Here is a 17,257-nt window from a genome sequence, read left to right on the forward strand (position 1 = left end):
AAGCTTAAGGAGGCAGACATGATGTGGAAGATCGCTATTGTTGACGATGAAAGGCAGGTACTTCAGGGGATGAAGCGGGCGATTCCATGGGAGGAGCTGGGTGCGGAATGGGCCGGTGAGGCGCTTAACGGGGAAGACGGCCTGGCGATGATCCGCGCAACCAGCCCCGACATTGTAATCACGGATATCTATATGCCGGTGATGAGCGGCCTTACGATGATGGAGCAATTAAGGAACGAGGGCTTCAAGGGCAAAATTATAATACTAAGCGGATATTCAGACTTCGAGCATGCCAGACAAGCCCTCAGGCTTCAGGTCAGTGACTACGTCTCCAAGCCGATCAGTCTGCCTACGCTTAGAACGATCCTTCACAAGGTGATTGCAGAGCTGCTCCGAGAGCAGGAGACGGTGATCAGACAAGGTGAGCTGGAGCTGAAAATGATGCTGTACGAGCCTTTTGTCGAGAAGGAATGGGTCCGGTCCGCAGCGGTCGGTACCCTGGAGCCTTCGTACCGGAACAATTCCCATCTTCCGCCTTCGTATCATTACTGGCTCGACGGCAGGCATGTAAGCATCGGGATCGAGCTGATCCGCGATGACCGGGCCAGCTCCTTCTCGGTCTCGGACTGGAACCTGCTGCGCTTCGCGGTCAGTAACATTGCCTGTGAGGTCACGCGCAAGCATTACGCCAATATGGAATACACTGAGCTGAACAGCTATCGGGCCTTGCTGATTATTCACCCTGAAGCACAATGTACACAGCAGCTGGAAGAGCTGGCGACCCGGCTGGTCGATAGCATTCACTCCTATCTCCGATTGATGGTTCGTATCGGTATAGGTGGTCTGAAGGATACGTGGACGAAGATCCCCGAATCGACAGAGGAGGCCTTCCGTGCCATGGATCACGGGGCGTTACGGATTAGCCCGGCATATGAGGTATACTGCTACCGGGAGAGCCACAGCAGCGGGCAGGACCGGGGAGTCCTTTTCCCGGTGAAATTCTCCTACAAGCTGGCTGCTGCGATGAAGGCTTCACAAGAGGCAGAGGCACAGCAGCTTGTATACGGTTATATTACCGAGCTGCAGGCACAGCAAGGGGTCTCCGCCAACTATGTGCAGATGCTCGGCAGCGAGCTATGGGGCATTATCACCTACTCCCTGTATGAGTCGGGCTTCGTACTCGATGATCTGTTCACCAATGACCAGATTGCCCAGGAGATTGGTAACCTGGCCGTACCCGACCAGCTGGCAAGCTGGTTGTCCGCCAAAATCACAGCGATCTGTGCCAGCCGTCAATGGAAGGGCAGCAGTAAGCACCGGCAGGTCGTGGATTTCATGACCAACTACATTCATGAGCATTACGCAGAGGAGCTTACGCTGGCTGATCTGTCGGATAAGGTGTTCATCTCCCGGAATCATTTGTCGATCATCTTCAAGAACATCACCGGGGAGACCTTCAATAACTACCTGACCCGGGTACGGATCGAGAAGGCCAGGGAACTATTAATGGAGCGTAATATGCTGGTCTATGAAGTGGCGGAGCGGGTAGGCTACAAGAACATTCCTTATTTCAGCACGCTATTCAAAAAGATTACCGGCATGAATCCCACCGAGCTGATCAAATGATGACACATATAATCCACCAGAGACAAGTATGATGGTAGAAGCCGCGATGACGGAGCAGGGACTTGCGGCTAAAGCTGCATCAACATCAATGTGCCATCAGGGAGGACAGCGTTATGCCCGTTAGTTTCAGTATTATCGGCGGAGCCGGATTCCGCGCACAGTATTATCTACGAATTGCCCGGGTCTTGCCGGATTTGTTCCGGATTGGCGGCCTTGTGGTCAGAGACCGGGCCCAGGGACTGGCGATAGAAACAGAGTGGGGCGTTCAGACGTACCGCTCGCTTGACGAGCTGCTGCGGAGTGAGGACCCGGATTTCGCAGTGGTCTCTGTCGGCGGCGGGGCGGCAATGAACTATTTGTACAGGCTGGCAGAGACCGGCCTTCCAGCATTGACAGAGACACCGCCTGCCTCCAGTCTAGAAGAGCTGGAGCAGTTGCATAAGGAGCTGACCGTACACGGGGCCTCGATACAAGTCGCAGAGCAGTACCCGTATCATCCGGTTCAAGAGGCGCGGCTATCGCTGATCCGCTCAGGCAGGCTGGGCAGAATCACGGAGACGACAGTCTCCGTATCTCATTTGTATCACGGGGCAGCCCTGATCCGCAGGATGCTCGGCATCGGGTTCGAGGAGGCAGTCATCCGGGGGATGCGGTTCGACTCCAGCTGGGTTAGCGGCCCAACCCGCAGCGGCCCCCCGGCTGAAGACAAGCTGATTCCGCTGCACAGGGATCTGGCTTGGCTGGATTTCGGAGACTGCTTAGGCATTTATGATTTCACCAAAGACCAGCACCGTTCCTGGACGCGTTCGAATCATCTTAACGTGCGCGGAGAACGGGGAGAGATCTTCGACAACCGGGTGCTGATCCAGCAGGAGAACCTGGTGCCTCTGCAAATGGAGCTGAAGCGCATAAACCGCGGGGAACTGGAGAATGCCGAAGGCTATTACCTTCAGGGGATTATTTGCGGAGAGCAATGGCTCTATACCAATCCGTTCGCCCCAGCCCGGCTGTACGATGACGAGCTCGCCATTGCGTCCTGTCTGGACAAGATGGCCCTCTATGCCGCTGGCGGCCCCAGCTTCTACGGACTGGAGGAAGCCTCGCAGGATGTATACCTCGGCCAGATGATCGAGAAGGCCATTGAGTCCGGCGAAGCCATAAGAACAGAGCGGATGTGCTGGGCGGAGGGAAAGTAGGGGTGTGGCGGGGGAGCGTAGCTGCTGGCAGAATCTTGTTTGCCCAAACCCTGGGTCCGTGAATCCTCCATCGCCCCCACCATTTTCGCAGTGTGAGGTACATTTTCGCAGTGAGAGGTACGCATGGAAGCGAAGTTGATGCACCGGTGAAGGATGCTATTGACGCCTGCAGTGTGGCGATACTATAATTTGTAAAACGGATGAAGCACATCCCGCACCCTGGTTTATCGGGTGCGGGATTTTTTGTGTGTGGATATGCCGGTAACTTTAGGTTCAAGTGCCCCAGTAAGCGAGTGAGCAAGTGTTGAAGATGATGCTCTGTTTGCGGGGAAAGAGTCGATTTTTCAGAGGAGGAAGAAGGAAATGGGATTTGCCGAAGAGCATGACAGATGGCTGGAGTATCACAAGAAACGCAGGGCAGGGGAACGACTGGACCGTCTGGACCGGGGGCACCGGCACGGCGAGCAGATGTTTGTGGAGCGGGTATGGTGGCCGATTTTCGGTAACCTGGATGATCTGCATCCCGAGTACGAGGTAGCAGACTGGCGGGGCAGGCCGTATTTTGTTGATTTTGTGTGGAAGCCGGGACAGGTTAAGTTCGCTATTGAGATCAAGGGATATGGACCGCATGTTCAGAATACGGACCGCACCCGCTACCGCCAGGAGCTGAACCGGGAGACGTATCTGCAGATTGCCGGATACCGCGTCATCGCCATCCCGTACGATGATCTGGAGTCCGCACCGGAGCAGACCATCTCCTTGCTGAAAGCTTTGTTAACCCCATGTTTGTTGAAACAGAGGGCTGAGGGCGGCCGCCAGTATACAAGGATAGAGCGCGACATACTGCACATGGCGAGCCGGATGAATGGGATGATACGGCCGGTGGATGTGGTGAAGGGGCTTGGGATCAATCGGAGGACGGCGACAAAGCATTTAACTACTCTATGTGACAAAGGTAAATTCAAACCAGTGTTGACACCCGGGAGTAACCGGATCTGCCGCTATGAGCTTGTTCAAAGTATGATGGATTCCGAGATATGGTAGGCAATTCGACCGAAAGCGGGCAGTAGGCGGAAATGAGGAGCAGAAGTGCACCTGAATTAGCCAAAGGTAGGCAGTAGGCGGAAATGAGGAGCAGAAGTGCACCTGAATTAGCCGAAAGCGGGCAGTGGGCGGAAATGAGGAGCAGAAGTGCACCTGAATTAGCCGAAAGCGGGCAGTGAGCGGAAATGAGGAGCAGAAGTGCACCTGAATTAGCCAAAGGTAGGCAGTAGGCGGAAATGAGGAGCAGAAGTGCACCTCCCTCTCGTTCCCCCCACAAGCGGCCCCGAACACACGGGCCTAATGCGCCCCGCCCCCCGGCAGCTTGATCGTGAACGCTGAGCCCTGGCCCGGCTCGCTGCGCACCTCAATGGTGCCTTTGCTCAGGCTGATGATGCGCGCGGCCAGCGGCAGGCCGAGGCCGTTGCCTCCGTCGGAGCGGGCGGGGTCGCCCTGGTAGAACTTCTCGAAGATGTGCTTGCGCACCTTCGGGGTCATGCCGATGCCGGTGTCCGCGATAACCACCGAGATCCAGGTCCCGTCCGAGTGCAGCGCGACCGAGATCGTTCCGCCCTCCGGCGTGAACTTGATCGCATTGCCGAGCACATTAAGCCACACCTGCATCATCAGCTCTTCATTGCCATAATACCGCTCCTCATCCAGCTCAATATCCAGGTTCAGCTGCTTGGCTGACCAGAGGGATTCCAGCAGCAGCAGTGCCTGGCGGAGCTGCTCATCCAGCGGATATTCGGCCAGCTCTGAGAGCATCTCCTGGTTCTCCAGCTTGGATATCTTGAGGATGTTACCGGACAGATTGGACAGCTGCCGTGAGCTCTCGATAATCATTCCGGTGTATTCATCATGCTCCGCCTTGCTCAGATTCTCCTCCTGCAGCAGCATGGCGTACCCTTCAATCGCCGCAATAGGCGTCTTGAATTCGTGAGACACATTCACGACGAAGTCATTGCGCAAGGTCTCGATACTGCGCAGCTCCTGTACCATAAGGTTGAAGTGATGCGCTACTTCACTGATCTCATCCACACGGTGCGACTCATTCAGATAGATGTCGAAGTTGCCTCTGGCAATCTCTTTGGCGGCGCGGCTGAAGTCCGTGATCGGGGCCAGGATCTTTTTGCCGACCATAATACTGATCGTAGTCCCGATGACCACGCTGAACAGCATCATCATGAGCACAGGCGGGAACATATTGCGGTGCCCAATCGTATTATTCCCTACCCGGAAATACAGGTACGCCAGCACAGACAGAATAAACACAAAGAACAGAATGATTACGAACACCATCGAGACGAAATACCACCATAGCCCTCGGTTTCTCCCCCGGATCATCCCCGCTTCACCGCCTTATAGCCCAGCCCTCTGACCGTAACAATCTCAAAATCCGGGTTGTCCCTGAAGCGCTCCCGCAGCCGGTTAATGTGGACCACCACCGTATGCTCATCCGACTCGGAGTCCATCCCCCAGATTTCATCCATGAGCTGCTGCTTGGTGAATATTTTATTTGGATACGAGATCATTTTATAGAGGAGATAGAATTCCTTCTGCGGCAGCACGATACTCTCAGGCTCTTGAATCACGGTTAACGTATCATAGTCCAGCACCGTTTCTGCCCATTCGATTTTGCGTTCACTGATGATTTTGGCCCGGCGCAGCAGCGCCCCGACACGCAGGATCATCTCATTCACATTGACCGGCTTGACCATATAATCATCGATGCCAACGAGGAAGCCCTGCTGCTTATCGGCAAAAGTCTCCCGCGCCGTCACCATCAGGACCGGAAGCTGGCTATTGTTGTCCCGGAGCATCCGTGTCAGCTCGAAGCCGTCCATCACGGGCATCATAATATCGCAGATCATCAGATCGATATATTCCTTATCCAGCATCTCCAGCGCATCCTCGCCATTCATAGCCGGAACCGCGCGGTAGCCTTGTCTGGTCAGTACAGTGCAGAAGAGCTGCCGCAGCTTGGCGTCGTCCTCCACTACAAGAATAGTAAACATAGATTCTCCTCCTGGAACGGTTCCATGTAATTTAACGTATAGCTTGTATAGATGTTTTGCGGATTCTTCCAGTATACCTCACCAAGATCAACTTAATCTCAACCGGGAGTTTAGGTTTAGTTTATATTGGACGATTATACTGGGGAACAGCAGGACAGGAAGCACGTAGCACATACAGAGAATAAGAGTATAGGAATGGAAAGGGAGACTGGACAATGCTGCAATTAAAAAACATCACCAAGAGCTACAAGACCGGGGAATTCACTCAAGTCGCACTGGATAAAGTAAATCTTAATTTCAGAGAAAGTGAGTTCGTTGCGATTCTGGGCCAGAGCGGCTCGGGCAAGACCACGCTGCTCAACATCGTTGGCGGACTGGATCAGTATGACAGCGGAGAGCTGATCATTAACGGCCAATCTACCGAGCGCTTCAAGGACAGCGAGTGGGATGCGTACCGCAATAACAGTGTCGGCTTTATTTTTCAGAGCTATAATCTGATCTCGCACTTAAGCATCACGGACAACGTGGAGATGGGGATGACACTCAGCGGGGTATCTTCAGCCGAGAAGCACCGTAAGGCGCTGGAGGTACTGGAGAAGGTCGGCCTTAAGGATCATGTGCACAAAAAGCCGAATCAGCTCTCGGGCGGACAGATGCAGCGTGTAGCCATCGCCCGGGCGCTCGCGAACAATCCCGATATTATCCTGGCCGATGAGCCTACCGGCGCCTTGGATTCGGAGACGAGTGAGCAGATCATGGAGCTGATCAAGACCATTGCCGAGGATAAGCTCGTCATCATGGTTACCCATAACCCGGAGCTGGCGGAGAATTATGCAGACCGCGTGATCCGCTTCTCAGACGGTCATGCGATCTCGGACAGCAATCCGCTGGCTACGCAGAAGACCTCAAGTGCGTACAAGCTGAAGCAGACAAGCATGAGCTTTTTCACAGCCCTGAAATTATCCGGCAAAAACATTGCCACCAAGAAATGGCGCACGGGGTTGACCGCTTTTGCCTCCAGTATCGGGATTATCGGTATTGCCCTGATTCTGTCCCTGTCCAATGGCTTCGACAAACAGATCAGCTCCTATGAGACCGGGGCCTTATCCAACTTCCCGATCTCCATCAACCAGACGGCGGTCAATCTGCAGAATGCGGGCCCTCCAGGCAAGGAGAACACGGAGCTTACCTCATACCCGACAGAGAAAAAGCTTTTCCCGTACGACCCGACTGTGAACTCAGCCATGCATGTGAATGTGCTGACCAAGGAGTATATGCAGTATCTGGAGGGAATCGATCCCAAGCTGCTGGACGGCGTCTCCTATACCCGCAGTGTGAATATGAATTGGCTGGTGAAGGACGGGGACAAGGCGGCAGCGCTGGATAAAAGCAAGATTACTGTAGCTCCCTACCCGAGCAAACAGGGCAGTGACTCGGGAAGCTACCTGGAGCAGTACTATGATCTGCTAGAGGGAAAGTTCCCTACAGAGAAGACGGATCTGGTGCTCATCGTCGATCAATACAACCGTCTGACTAATGCGGCAGTGGATGCGCTCGGGCTGGATTATGAAGCCAAGAGCATCAATCTGAGCGATTTGGTCGGAACACAGCTGAAATTGATCAATAACAATGACTATTATAAAAAGAATGGCGAACAGTTTGTGGTCAATGCAGCCGGAGGGGATCTGAAGGATCTCTATAACAGTCCCAAGGCGGTTACCCTTAACATTGTAGGTGTGCTGCGTGCGCAGGAAGGGTCGAGAATCTCAACACTGTCGCCCGGTCTGGTCTATTCGGATGAACTGGCGGCCTCCTTCATTGCCGATGCGAAAGAATCCGAGATTGTCCTGGCCCAAGAGAAGGCAGATATCAATGTATTAACGGGGCAGGGGCTGTCGGATGGCCTCACAGGCTCGGGTTCAACCGGCCCGATGGGCGGGTCTGTTATGATGAATGCGGGTCAGACAGCCGCTGCTGGTATGGCAGCGCCCACGAAGGAGAATGCCCTTGCAGCGCTGGGGGCCACGGATATTCCAAGTGCAGTCTCGCTGTATCCGATTGATTTCAGTGCGAAGGAATCCGTAAATGCTTATCTGGATAAATGGAATGAAGGCAAAGCGGAGGAGGATCAAGTGCAGTACACTGACCTTGCAGCGATTGTGACGAATATTTCCGGTGGAATTATGGACGGGATTACGATGGTGCTGATTGCTTTTGCGGCGATTTCCCTGGTGGTCTCCCTGATCATGATTGCGATCATTACGTATATTTCCGTGATGGAACGTACGAAGGAGATCGGCGTATTGCGTGCACTGGGTGCCCGTAAGAAGGATATCACGCGGGTGTTCAATGCCGAGACCTTCATTATCGGGGCTTGCTCGGGGATTCTGGGCATCGGCATCACTTATCTGCTGACCATCCCGGTCAATGCGGTCCTCTACAACCTGACGGAGCTCAAAAATGTCGCCCAGCTGAATCCGCTCCACGCGCTCATTCTTGGTGTCATCAGCGTCCTGCTGACTATGCTTGGTGGAGCTATTCCGGCCAAGATGGCGGCGAAGAAGGACCCGGTGACTGCCCTGCGCAGTGAATAACCAACCGTAGTCCGGATCAGCCAGACTGAAATGATGAAATGACGAAGAACCAAGGGAATCCGTTCCTTTGGTTCTTTGTTGATTCTATTTCTGCAAGATAAATTGCCATAGATCACAGACGGCAGGGAGATTGTGGGATAAAATAACAGGAAATAGAATCCTTCAGTGTGTAAGCGCCGTATTATAAGTGTCTAGAGGTGAGGATCATGAACGGAATACTACTGGAATTGAAGGAAGTGGATAAAAGCTTTGGCCGCCTCAAAGCGGTGGATGGCTTATCCTTCACCGTCAGGCGGGGGGAGATTTTTAGTCTGCTCGGTCCGAACGGTGCCGGTAAAACAACGGCCATTCGTTTGATTGCCGGAACACTTGAGCCGGACAATGGCGACATCTGCATTGGCGGCACGCCCTCCCGGCGTAACCGTTCGTTGAACAACCGGGTGGGAATCTGCAGTCAGGAGCTACAGCTGTGGCCGATGCTGACCTGTGAGGAGCAGCTTCATTTTGCAGGGAGATTGAATGGAATGGACAGGCAAGAAACCAAGCGGCGTACAGCTATGCTGCTGGAGAGTATCGGGCTCTCTGATCAACGCAAGGTGCTGGCGAAGAATCTGTCCGGCGGCATGCAAAGACGTCTGCATCTTCTGCTGTCCGTCATCCACGATCCGGATCTGATTATTCTGGATGAGCCTGAAGCCGGGCTTGATCCGCAGAGCAGGATACGGGTCAGGGAGTTCATTCATTCGTTGTCCCGTACCAGTGCAGTGCTGCTTACCACGCATAATATGGATGAGGCACAGCGTCTGTCATCAAGAGTGGCAGTGATGGATCATGGCACAATGCTGGTTTGTGATACACCTGCTGCGCTTCAGCAGAGGATCGCCCCTGAGGAGACACTGGAGGTCTATTACCAGGAGCCGGTGCAGAAGACCTCGGAGCTGAACGCCCTGGAGTATAGCGTGCAGTTCAAGGATGCAAGCCTTCGGATCACTGGAGAACGTCTAACAGAATCGGTCCCGCATATTCTTAACCGGCTGACCGCTCTATACGGAAATCCGCTTACGTTCAGCTTGAGGCAGAGTACACTTGAGGATGTATTCATTAAGCTGACTGGAAGGAGCTTGCGGGAATGAGGCTGTGGGCAGTATTCAAAAAAAGCCTGGTAGAGCAATTCCGTGACTATAAGGCTGTTCTGCTGACCGTTCTGTCTCCGATTGTGTTCATTGTTATCTTTGGCCTGGCCTTCGGGCAGGGGTTCTATACGTATTCGCTGGGAATAACCAATGAAGATCATGGGAAGCTTGGGGACAGACTGGTGCAGCAGATTGCAGGCAGTGAATATCCGAATGGAAATAAGATGTTTGCGGCTATGCCAGCGGATTATCATACGGGGAACGTAAGGGAGCAAGTAAGAACAGGTGCTTACGATGCCCATTTGTATATTCCACCCGGCTTCAGTAACTCGCTGCTCCGCCATGAACAGTCCGGCGAGTCCTCACCGGTACAGATGAAGCTGCTAGGCAATCCGGCAAATCTGACATACAGCATCATCAGCAGCTATGTGGAGAATTACATTCATAATTTTGTCTGGAATAACGGTATGGCAGGCAATCCGGTACAGCTTGTATATGAGGAGACTGGCCATTCGAAGGCCCAATCGGAATTTGCCAATATGGCACCGGGGCTGATGGTATTTTCAGTGTTTTTTCTGTTGATTCTAAGTGCAATGGTGGTGACCAGAGAGCTGGAGAACCGGACGATTCAGCGGATTGTTTTGTCAAAAGCCAGCGCGTTCGAGTTCTGTGCAGGCATCACGCTCTCGCAGATGGTACTGGCGGCAATCATGCTGCCTCTAGTATTTGCTTCCAGCCTGTTGATGGGCTTCTCGTCCTCCGGCTCCTATATGCTGGCTTATGCGGTCAGCCTGATTGCCACTTTCTCAGCTATAGGAATTGGCCTAATCATCGCCGCGTTCTGCAGGACGTCACTGGAGGCCTTTATCCTCGGCAATGTTGTCGTAACCCCGATGATGTTCCTGGCCGGGATATTTTTCAAGGTTCCGCCGGTTAAGCTATTCACGGTGATGGGCAAAGAGATCGAGCTGCTGACCTTCGTGCCGACACTGGATGCCGTAAGCGCGATGAACAAGATTCTGATAAACAATGCCGGACTTAGCGAGGTTCTCCCTGAGGTTCTTGTGCTGGCGACGCTATCGGCAGGGTATTTCTTATTAGGGATATATTTATTCAATCGTAAAATCATGTACCCAGGAGGGATCAAATGAAGACCAGAGGCAAGTTGCAGGTCATTGCGGGTTTTCTTATGCTGGCGTTAATTATTACCTTGCACGATGTGCTAGAGAATCAGAATCTGAGAATCGTATTATCGATCACTGTAGCGGTAGCCGCTGCTTATTTTCTTTCCAAAATCAGTCTTCCGCAGCAGGTATCCGGCAGAACGATGACGGTGGGATTAGTGTCATTGCTGGTATTCACTTGCATATACCATATTCTACTATCCCTGGTGTTGAAGCAGAGTATATTCGCCAACGAATTTTGGATTTTCTTATGCGTCATTTACCTGCTAATTTGGATGCGTGCCCGGCTAAGTCCCTCAAAATAACAGCCGCCGCTTGCATTGGGAGCAGCCGGAGCAGCAGTCTGGGATTACTCCGTAGAAGGCAGCTGAGCGCGTAGCGTTTTCTTTTTGTTAATCTCCTTGGACAGCTCTAACTGCTGCTGGGAGATTTTTTTGAGTTCAGCCTGCAGCTTGGTGATGCGGCTCATTTTACTGCTGAGGGAGCTTGGGGATGAGCTTAGCTTGCAGTCTTTTTCCAGCTGGTTGATCTTGAGCTTGGTCTTGCGGGTCTTCTTCTGCAGCTCTGTCATTCCGGCTTCCATCTCTGTGATTTCCTGAGTCAGGCGGTTAAGCATTGATTTCGTGAAGCTGATAGCCATTCGGGCACCTCTTACTTTTCTTAAAATGATAAGCATTCAGGATATCATTGTACTATAAGCGCAACGTATATGCGAGATGTGGAAGAAGACCCATGGAGTGCGCTCCGTCGGGTCTTCTTCTAAATGCAGTCTATGAAATAAAAAACAGCAGATGTTCTCCCTAGATTTCCTCGGCGACAACGATCTTCTGCTGCGTGCCCGGTTCCTTAGCCTGACCCACCTGCTTAATGAAGAAGGAGAGTAAGAGCCCGATAATTCCGACGCCCACAATAACCAGATAGGAATCGTTGATGCCCTGGATGGAAGACTCCATTAGCATATGCTGCTGAGTCTCGCCGGCAGTTCCGCTGCTGGCTGCGATATTCTGGAAGTGAGTGGCGGTGCGGCTGGTCATCACGGTGACCAGCAGAGAAGTACCTACTGCACCGGCGACTTGCCTTACGGTATTGGAGATCGCTGTGCCATGTGAATTCAGCCTGGTGGGCAGTTGATTTAGCCCGAGGGTCTGAATAGGCATCAGCAGCAGGGCCATGCCGATCCGGCGGCCGGTGGACATCAGCATCAGATAACCGTAGCTTGTCGAGTCTGTAAGATTCACGAAGCTGAGTGTGGTCAGAATAGTGATCGTCAGGCCGATAATGGCGAGCCATTTCGCTCCGAAGCGGTCGAACAGCTTACCGGTGACGGGCATCAGCGCGCCCATAATCACTGCGCCGGGCAGCAGCAGCAGGCCGGATTCCATAGCGGTGAAGCCGCGGGCATTCTGCAGATAGAGCGGCAGGAGCATCATATCCGCATACATCACAATCGTAACTGCCACACTGATGACGGTAGTCAAGGAGAACATATTATACTGGAAGGCCCGCAGATCAAGCAGCGGACTCCTGGAAGTGAGTTGCTTCCATATGAATAATCCAAGTGATATAGCGCCTGCGGCCAGCGACAATAACACCTCTGCGCTGGACCAGCCTGCACTGGCTGCCCGGCTGAAGCCGTACAATAGGGTACCGAATCCAATGGTGGATAGGATCACACTGGTGATGTCGATTTTGGGAAAAGAACGCTCAGCTACATTTCTCAGATAAATAAAACCGCATACGATGACCATAACCGTGAGCGGCAGCATGCCATAGAACATCATCTCCCAAGAATAACGTTCCATAATATATCCGGCCAGCGTAGGGCCGATGGCCGGGGCGAAGATAATGGCGAGCCCTACCATCCCCATGGCGGCTCCTCTTTTTTCACGCGGGAAGAGGGTCAAAATAACCTGGGTGAGCAGCGGCATAATAATGCCGGCACCGGCAGCCTGAATCATCCGTCCGGTAAGCAGTACCGGGAAGCTTCCTGCGAGTGCTGATACAAGGGTACCCGCAAAGAAAATAAACATCGAGGCCTGGAACAACTCCCGGGTAGTAAAGCGCTGCATCAGATAGGCCGTAATTGGAATCAACACACCGTTAACCAGCATATAGCCGGTAGTCAGCCACTGGGCCGTGGCCGCCGTAATATTGAAGTCATGCATAAGCTCCGGTGTAGCAACACTCATGATGGTCTGATTCAGTGTAGCCAGAAAGGCACCCAGAATCATTACGAACAGAATAGGTCCCTTGGGAATGGACGGGGCTTCTTTGATTGCTGTCTTGATACTCACTAGTCTTCATCCTTTCAAACCGCCAACTCATGGACTAAATTTACAATATGTCGTATAGTTTACAATGTATAAAGTAGATTATAGATGAAAATTTCATGTAATCAAGCAACGATTTTCGGGAAAATGTAAATTAGTTTACACTTAGAGGATATGTGTAGTGTATGTGGTTGAAAAACAACACTTTTGACTGAAATTGTAGCCTGCTCTTGGGCAGGACAGATTGGAGAGAACAGAAATGACTAATCCTGCCGAGCGGACAGATCCGCGTGTCCTTCGTACACGCCAATTCCTGAAGGAGGCTCTGATTGACCTGATGGAAGAGATGAGCATTGAGAAAATCACCGTCAACCGCCTGGCGCAGCGGGCCCAAATTAACCGTGTGACCTTCTATCTGCATTACCGGGATATCCCGGATATGCTGGAGAAAATGGCGGATGATATGGCGGAGGAAGTTCTGGAAGTGGTGAGAGACGATACGGACTTTACGGAAGCCGCACAAGAACAGAAGTGGCCGATGCTGGAGCACCTGCTTGTGCATATTGCAGCGAACGCCAAATTCTACAAAATCGTACTTACGTCGCGGAAGAGTACGATATTTACGGATCGGCTTTTTAAACTGATGGCAGACATTATTTCTGCACGGGTGGAGAGCAGGGTTACCGCACATGATGCTTCGGAAGTAACGGTACAGAAGGATATCGCTGTGTGGTACGGCTCGGCGGCCCTCATTGGTACCATCATCGCCTGGCTTCGGGAGGGCATGCCGTATACACCGCAGTATCTGGCGAAGCAGATTACTTCACTGCGGGCGAATTAATTGCCCGAAGCATTCCTTCTTGATGGATTCATAGGTCCAAGAGCAGCCAATTCCTCCCGCATATAAATAGTAGGGACTACTATATATTCTGAAGCTATTTTTGATGGGATGGGGTGGTACGAGATGAGGAGACAGGCAGGACCGGCACGAAAGCGGGTGCTTCGCGCCAAGCGGCAGGCTGTACCCGGAGTGAAGCGCAGAATCAAGGCACAGACGGTTGAATTTGCGGTGTTTGGTGACAGTCATGTGGGATACGGTAACAGCTTGAGCATCTTTAAGAGTCTTTTGCCTAAGGCGGTGAGCAGCGGGAACAAACGGTTTATCATCTTCGGGGGAGATAATACCCAGGCGGGAGCGGATCACGGGAATAACGCTAACGCCTACTATAAGGACTTCAAGGATACAGTGACTGCCACGCTGGGAAGCATCCCTTACAAGGCCTCTATAGGGAATTGGGAAGCCAGTACCCGGTCCTTGTTCACGCAGTATTTAGGGGCGGTGGCCGGACAGATGAATTTCCCGGGAACGCAGGGCAAGGTGAGATATGTGTGGCTGGATTGCGCACTGGGCCAGTTCACACCGGCAAGCCTCAATCTGCTGCGGAATCTGGATGACAGGTACTTCTATATTATTGATTTCCACTGGCCGCTCCGGGTGCAGGGCATTACGGTGGATTCCAGCCATGTGCTCAGCGCGGCCGAGACCTCCAAGTTCTTCACGGCCATTCCGGCAAAAGCCAGAGAGAAGGTGCTGGCGATCTTCACGCATCATGGTCACAAATTCTACCGGAAGCTGAGCAACATCTATCCGGGGTACACCAGAACCAAATTCTTCGTCACCGGCTGCTCCGGGGACTACAAATGTAAGCCCGGCGGGAACATGGGGTACTATAACGCCACATTAACCAGCAGCGGGTCAGGCTACAAAGTCGAGGCTTTTATCGCCCATTAAGGGGCTAAGTGAATGAGGCATAGCGGAGGGAGAGTGTCGTGGAGACATTCTCTTTATTTTTGGGCGGGCGTCCTGGCGGTGAACTTGACAGCCCTTTCATGGGTTAGGTATGGTGTAACAATACCGAACAATAAAGGTCATTAATACAAATAGAATTACTACAGGAGGAACGGTACAATGAATATTCTGATTACAGGGGCGGGACGCGGACTGGGCCTTGAACTAACGGCGGCTGCGCTGGAGCGTGGGCATGCTGTTATTGCGGGAGTGCGGGATCTGACGCGCGGGCAGGCAGCATTAGCTGATCTGGCGGCAGTATACGGGGACAAGCTGACTCTAGCGACACTTGATGTGACAGACGAGGCTGGAATAGCTGCGCTTGCCGCCAGCCTGACAGAGCAGGCCCGGACACTTGGCGTCATCATCAATAATGCCGCAGTGCTGAATGCCACGGACACCGCACTTGAAGCGCTGGATATAGAAGAGATGCAGAATGCCATGGATATCAATCTGTACGGACCGATGCGGGTGGTTAAGCACCTCCTGCCGCTGCTGACCGGGCCGGATGCTTCAATCATCAATATCTCATCAGAGGCAGGCAGTATCACCAATGCTTACCCGGGCAGCTATCCGTATACGATCTCCAAGACTGCGCTCAATATGTTCACGCAGAAGCTCCATGTCACACTGAAGGATCGCGGCATCCACGTACTCAGCGTCCATCCCGGCTGGATGCCTACCGATATGGGCGGAGCTAAGGCACCGCTTCACCCGCGCACCAGTGCCGAGGGCATTCTGGACCTGATCGGGCAGAGAGCCGAGCCGTCCGGTCATTTCAGATTCGTGGATTATACGGGTAAGGATATGGAGATATAGGGATACTCGGGCTAGCTAGTGCAGCATCAGGTTTAAATATATGGATTGCCAGCATCTCACATGTTAAGAGGCGAGCGGAGCTGTAATTTTCTCGTCCGGAGAGCGGCGGGGCCAGAGCAGCAGTCCCAGTGAGCAGACTACCAGAACTACGCAGAGCAGGTAGGAATGGCGGTATCCTAACCACTGGGCTGCGGCTCCTCCCGCCAGGCTTCCGGCCAGTCTGCCGATGGTTGTAGCATTGGTGTACAGCGTGGAGGCATAGCCGGGAAGGTCCGGCAGCAGATCCTGAATATAGCTGATTCCAATCGCAGAGATCACAGCGACAAAAAAAGCCAGCAGCACCTGTCCGGCGATGAGCTGCCACAGCTCACCTACTCCCATCACCAGCGCATAATAGATCCCCCCCATTGCCATTCCCCAGCCCAGCAGCACTTTGCTGTCGTATTTGGCTGACAGCAGCCCCAGCACCAGCATGAACGGAATCTCCATTAACGCGCAGACACTAGCCACCGAAGCTACATTCTGTGTAGTGCCTCCCAGCGTATTAACAATGAACAAGGAGATATTCAGATTATTGGCCCAGTGTCCGGTATAGAGCAGGGTCAGGATAAGAAAAGGAACCAGTACCCTGGCATTCCGTTGCAGCCCGGCGGGCTGCTGGACACGCCGCTCGGGCTGCTGCTTAGCGGCTGAAGGCCGTACGAAGCTGAACACCAGAAGGGCATTGATCAGGAAGATCAGTGTGGTCGTTGAGAAAATCCCCTGAAATCCGAAGCGGCTCAGGAGCGCGGCTCCAGCCAGCGGACCGCTGATAAAGCCAAGGGAGAACATTGAGCGCAGGGCCGAGTTAGCCAAGGCATGATCAGGAGAGCTGCTGGCGCTCACAGCTTCTCTGGCGCTGGCGAATAATTGCGGCATCGCCGGGGCGCCGGCTGCGGTGAATATTGTCATATAAGCCAGCAGCGGGTAGAAGTCATGAATGAATATGTATCCGGAAAAAGCAACAGCATTGAACATCATACAGATCACCATCAGCCTGCGGCGGTTCAGCCCGGCGTCGGAGCGTTTGGCGATGAACATGCTTAAGGCTACCCCGCTAAGGAGGGTTACCGCTGTAAATATTCCGAAGGTTCCGGCAGTAACGCCGAGTTTTTCTGTGAAGTAGACCGCCAGGAATGGAGCACTGATAGAGATGGCCATTCCCTGGAACAGCATGCAGAGCAGGAATATAGGATAGGTTGGAATGAGGAGCAGAGCATAGGTTCTTTTGAGCATAGAGTGTGTGGACTTCCTTTCAGCATCGTTTAGTCTTCTCTTTGATTTAATTATAGTATAACGTCAATAGCATAGGATGTGTCTGATTAGCATCTATACATTACGTAATCCCTAATAATGAACGGATTTTTGGGCCAATTGTTCAGGTGTTACTGTCAGGGAGAATCATCTAAGATGGAGGAGGATAGGACAGCCGGGCTGTGCGGAGGCAAGAGGACGCCGGGCTTGGCTGGAGATGAAACCGTTATCATG

General features: G+C 52.8%; 15 protein-coding genes. 10 read left to right on the forward strand and 5 right to left on the reverse strand.

Annotation, left to right across the window (positions count from 1 at the left end; all coding sequences use genetic code 11):
- The first annotated feature begins 21 nt into the window (after positions 1–21).
- The 3 genes from MKZ07_RS31755 to MKZ07_RS31765 all read left to right on the forward strand — a co-directional run bounded on the left by MKZ07_RS31755 (position 22) and on the right by MKZ07_RS31765 (position 3,866).
- Positions 22–1,626, forward strand: a complete 1,605-nt coding sequence (locus tag MKZ07_RS31755; protein WP_341029824.1) for a response regulator transcription factor — start codon at positions 22–24, stop codon at positions 1,624–1,626.
- Positions 1,627–1,739: 113 nt separating this feature from the next.
- Positions 1,740–2,822, forward strand: coding sequence for a Gfo/Idh/MocA family protein (locus tag MKZ07_RS31760; protein ID WP_076155390.1), 1,083 nt, complete (start codon positions 1,740–1,742; stop codon positions 2,820–2,822).
- 363 nt (positions 2,823–3,185) lie between these two features.
- The gene (locus tag MKZ07_RS31765) at positions 3,186–3,866 is read left to right on the forward strand and encodes an RAP domain-containing protein (protein ID WP_341029481.1); all 681 of its coding nucleotides are present in this window, start codon (positions 3,186–3,188) and stop codon (positions 3,864–3,866) included.
- Positions 3,867–4,163: 297 nt separating this feature from the next.
- Here the strand turns inward: MKZ07_RS31765 and MKZ07_RS31770 are convergent, their stop codons facing one another.
- Positions 4,164–5,210, reverse strand: coding sequence for a HAMP domain-containing sensor histidine kinase (locus tag MKZ07_RS31770; protein WP_051493163.1), 1,047 nt, complete (start codon positions 5,208–5,210; stop codon positions 4,164–4,166).
- On the reverse strand, positions 5,207–5,881 hold the full coding sequence (locus MKZ07_RS31775) for a response regulator transcription factor (RefSeq protein ID WP_036690960.1): 675 nt from the start codon (positions 5,879–5,881) through the stop codon (positions 5,207–5,209). The genes MKZ07_RS31770 and MKZ07_RS31775 overlap by 4 nt, the downstream gene beginning before the upstream one ends.
- 215 nt (positions 5,882–6,096) lie before the next feature.
- Between MKZ07_RS31775 and MKZ07_RS31780 the strand changes: the two genes are divergently transcribed.
- The 4 genes from MKZ07_RS31780 to MKZ07_RS31795 all read left to right on the forward strand — a co-directional run bounded on the left by MKZ07_RS31780 (position 6,097) and on the right by MKZ07_RS31795 (position 11,097).
- Positions 6,097–8,475, forward strand: coding sequence for an ABC transporter ATP-binding protein/permease (locus tag MKZ07_RS31780; RefSeq protein WP_076155399.1), 2,379 nt, complete (start codon positions 6,097–6,099; stop codon positions 8,473–8,475).
- Positions 8,476–8,681: 206 nt separating this feature from the next.
- Entirely contained in the window at positions 8,682–9,608 is a 927-nt protein-coding gene (locus tag MKZ07_RS31785; protein ID WP_341029486.1) for an ABC transporter ATP-binding protein, read from the forward strand.
- Positions 9,605–10,759, forward strand: a complete 1,155-nt coding sequence (locus MKZ07_RS31790) for an ABC transporter permease (RefSeq protein ID WP_341029489.1) — start codon at positions 9,605–9,607, stop codon at positions 10,757–10,759. Before MKZ07_RS31785 ends, MKZ07_RS31790 begins: the two co-directional genes overlap by 4 nt.
- Positions 10,756–11,097 carry a hypothetical protein gene (locus tag MKZ07_RS31795; protein WP_036690956.1) on the forward strand — a complete coding sequence of 114 codons (342 nt, stop codon included), beginning with the start codon at positions 10,756–10,758 and terminating at the stop codon, positions 11,095–11,097. Before MKZ07_RS31790 ends, MKZ07_RS31795 begins: the two co-directional genes overlap by 4 nt.
- A gap of 44 nt (positions 11,098–11,141) precedes the next feature.
- On the opposite strand, the gene MKZ07_RS31800 is transcribed toward MKZ07_RS31795, so the two are convergent.
- On the reverse strand, positions 11,142–11,432 hold the full coding sequence (locus tag MKZ07_RS31800; RefSeq protein WP_036690953.1) for a hypothetical protein: 291 nt from the start codon (positions 11,430–11,432) through the stop codon (positions 11,142–11,144).
- A 160-nt stretch (positions 11,433–11,592) separates the two neighbouring features.
- Positions 11,593–13,023: a DHA2 family efflux MFS transporter permease subunit gene (locus MKZ07_RS31805; protein WP_051493181.1), complete on the reverse strand. Its 1,431-nt coding sequence runs from the start codon at positions 13,021–13,023 to the stop codon at positions 11,593–11,595.
- 298 nt (positions 13,024–13,321) lie between these two features.
- Here MKZ07_RS31805 and MKZ07_RS31810 point away from each other — a divergent pair, with 298 nt between their 5' ends.
- The 3 genes from MKZ07_RS31810 to MKZ07_RS31820 all read left to right on the forward strand — a co-directional run bounded on the left by MKZ07_RS31810 (position 13,322) and on the right by MKZ07_RS31820 (position 15,730).
- A complete protein-coding gene (locus MKZ07_RS31810; RefSeq protein WP_036690951.1) occupies positions 13,322–13,903 on the forward strand; it encodes a TetR/AcrR family transcriptional regulator in 582 nt (193 codons plus the stop codon).
- Positions 13,904–14,026: 123 nt separating this feature from the next.
- Complete coding sequence (locus MKZ07_RS31815) at positions 14,027–14,854, forward strand: metallophosphoesterase family protein (RefSeq protein ID WP_036690950.1); 828 nt, start codon at positions 14,027–14,029, stop codon at positions 14,852–14,854.
- Between the two features lie 177 nt (positions 14,855–15,031).
- Positions 15,032–15,730, forward strand: a complete 699-nt coding sequence (locus MKZ07_RS31820; protein WP_036690947.1) for an SDR family oxidoreductase — start codon at positions 15,032–15,034, stop codon at positions 15,728–15,730.
- A 63-nt stretch (positions 15,731–15,793) separates the two neighbouring features.
- Here MKZ07_RS31820 and MKZ07_RS31825 read toward each other — a convergent pair whose 3' ends face one another.
- Entirely contained in the window at positions 15,794–17,005 is a 1,212-nt protein-coding gene (locus MKZ07_RS31825; protein ID WP_036690945.1) for a sugar efflux transporter, read from the reverse strand.
- Between the last annotated feature and the right edge of the window lie 252 nt (positions 17,006–17,257).

It is taken from the genome of Paenibacillus sp. FSL P4-0338, assembly GCF_038002365.1.
Taxonomy (GTDB): domain Bacteria; phylum Bacillota; class Bacilli; order Paenibacillales; family Paenibacillaceae; genus Paenibacillus_AQ.

Bases quoted from the DNA above. Each gene is read 5' to 3' on its own strand.
- MKZ07_RS31765 (WP_341029481.1), top strand. From the start codon at position 3,186: ATGGGATTTGCCGAAGAGCATGACAGATGGCTGGAGTATCACAAGAAA.
- MKZ07_RS31810 (WP_036690951.1), top strand. From the start codon at position 13,322: ATGACTAATCCTGCCGAGCGGACAGATCCGCGTGTCCTTCGTACACGC.
- MKZ07_RS31770 (WP_051493163.1), bottom strand. From the start codon at position 5,210: ATGATCCGGGGGAGAAACCGAGGGCTATGGTGGTATTTCGTCTCGATG.
- MKZ07_RS31785 (WP_341029486.1), top strand. From the start codon at position 8,682: ATGAACGGAATACTACTGGAATTGAAGGAAGTGGATAAAAGCTTTGGC.
- MKZ07_RS31775 (WP_036690960.1), bottom strand. From the start codon at position 5,881: ATGTTTACTATTCTTGTAGTGGAGGACGACGCCAAGCTGCGGCAGCTC.
- MKZ07_RS31760 (WP_076155390.1), top strand. From the start codon at position 1,740: ATGCCCGTTAGTTTCAGTATTATCGGCGGAGCCGGATTCCGCGCACAG.
- MKZ07_RS31795 (WP_036690956.1), top strand. From the start codon at position 10,756: ATGAAGACCAGAGGCAAGTTGCAGGTCATTGCGGGTTTTCTTATGCTG.
- MKZ07_RS31800 (WP_036690953.1), bottom strand. From the start codon at position 11,432: ATGGCTATCAGCTTCACGAAATCAATGCTTAACCGCCTGACTCAGGAA.
- MKZ07_RS31805 (WP_051493181.1), bottom strand. From the start codon at position 13,023: ATGATTCTGGGTGCCTTTCTGGCTACACTGAATCAGACCATCATGAGT.
- MKZ07_RS31790 (WP_341029489.1), top strand. From the start codon at position 9,605: ATGAGGCTGTGGGCAGTATTCAAAAAAAGCCTGGTAGAGCAATTCCGT.
- MKZ07_RS31755 (WP_341029824.1), top strand. From the start codon at position 22: ATGTGGAAGATCGCTATTGTTGACGATGAAAGGCAGGTACTTCAGGGG.
- MKZ07_RS31815 (WP_036690950.1), top strand. From the start codon at position 14,027: ATGAGGAGACAGGCAGGACCGGCACGAAAGCGGGTGCTTCGCGCCAAG.
- MKZ07_RS31820 (WP_036690947.1), top strand. From the start codon at position 15,032: ATGAATATTCTGATTACAGGGGCGGGACGCGGACTGGGCCTTGAACTA.
- MKZ07_RS31825 (WP_036690945.1), bottom strand. From the start codon at position 17,005: ATGCTCAAAAGAACCTATGCTCTGCTCCTCATTCCAACCTATCCTATA.
- MKZ07_RS31780 (WP_076155399.1), top strand. From the start codon at position 6,097: ATGCTGCAATTAAAAAACATCACCAAGAGCTACAAGACCGGGGAATTC.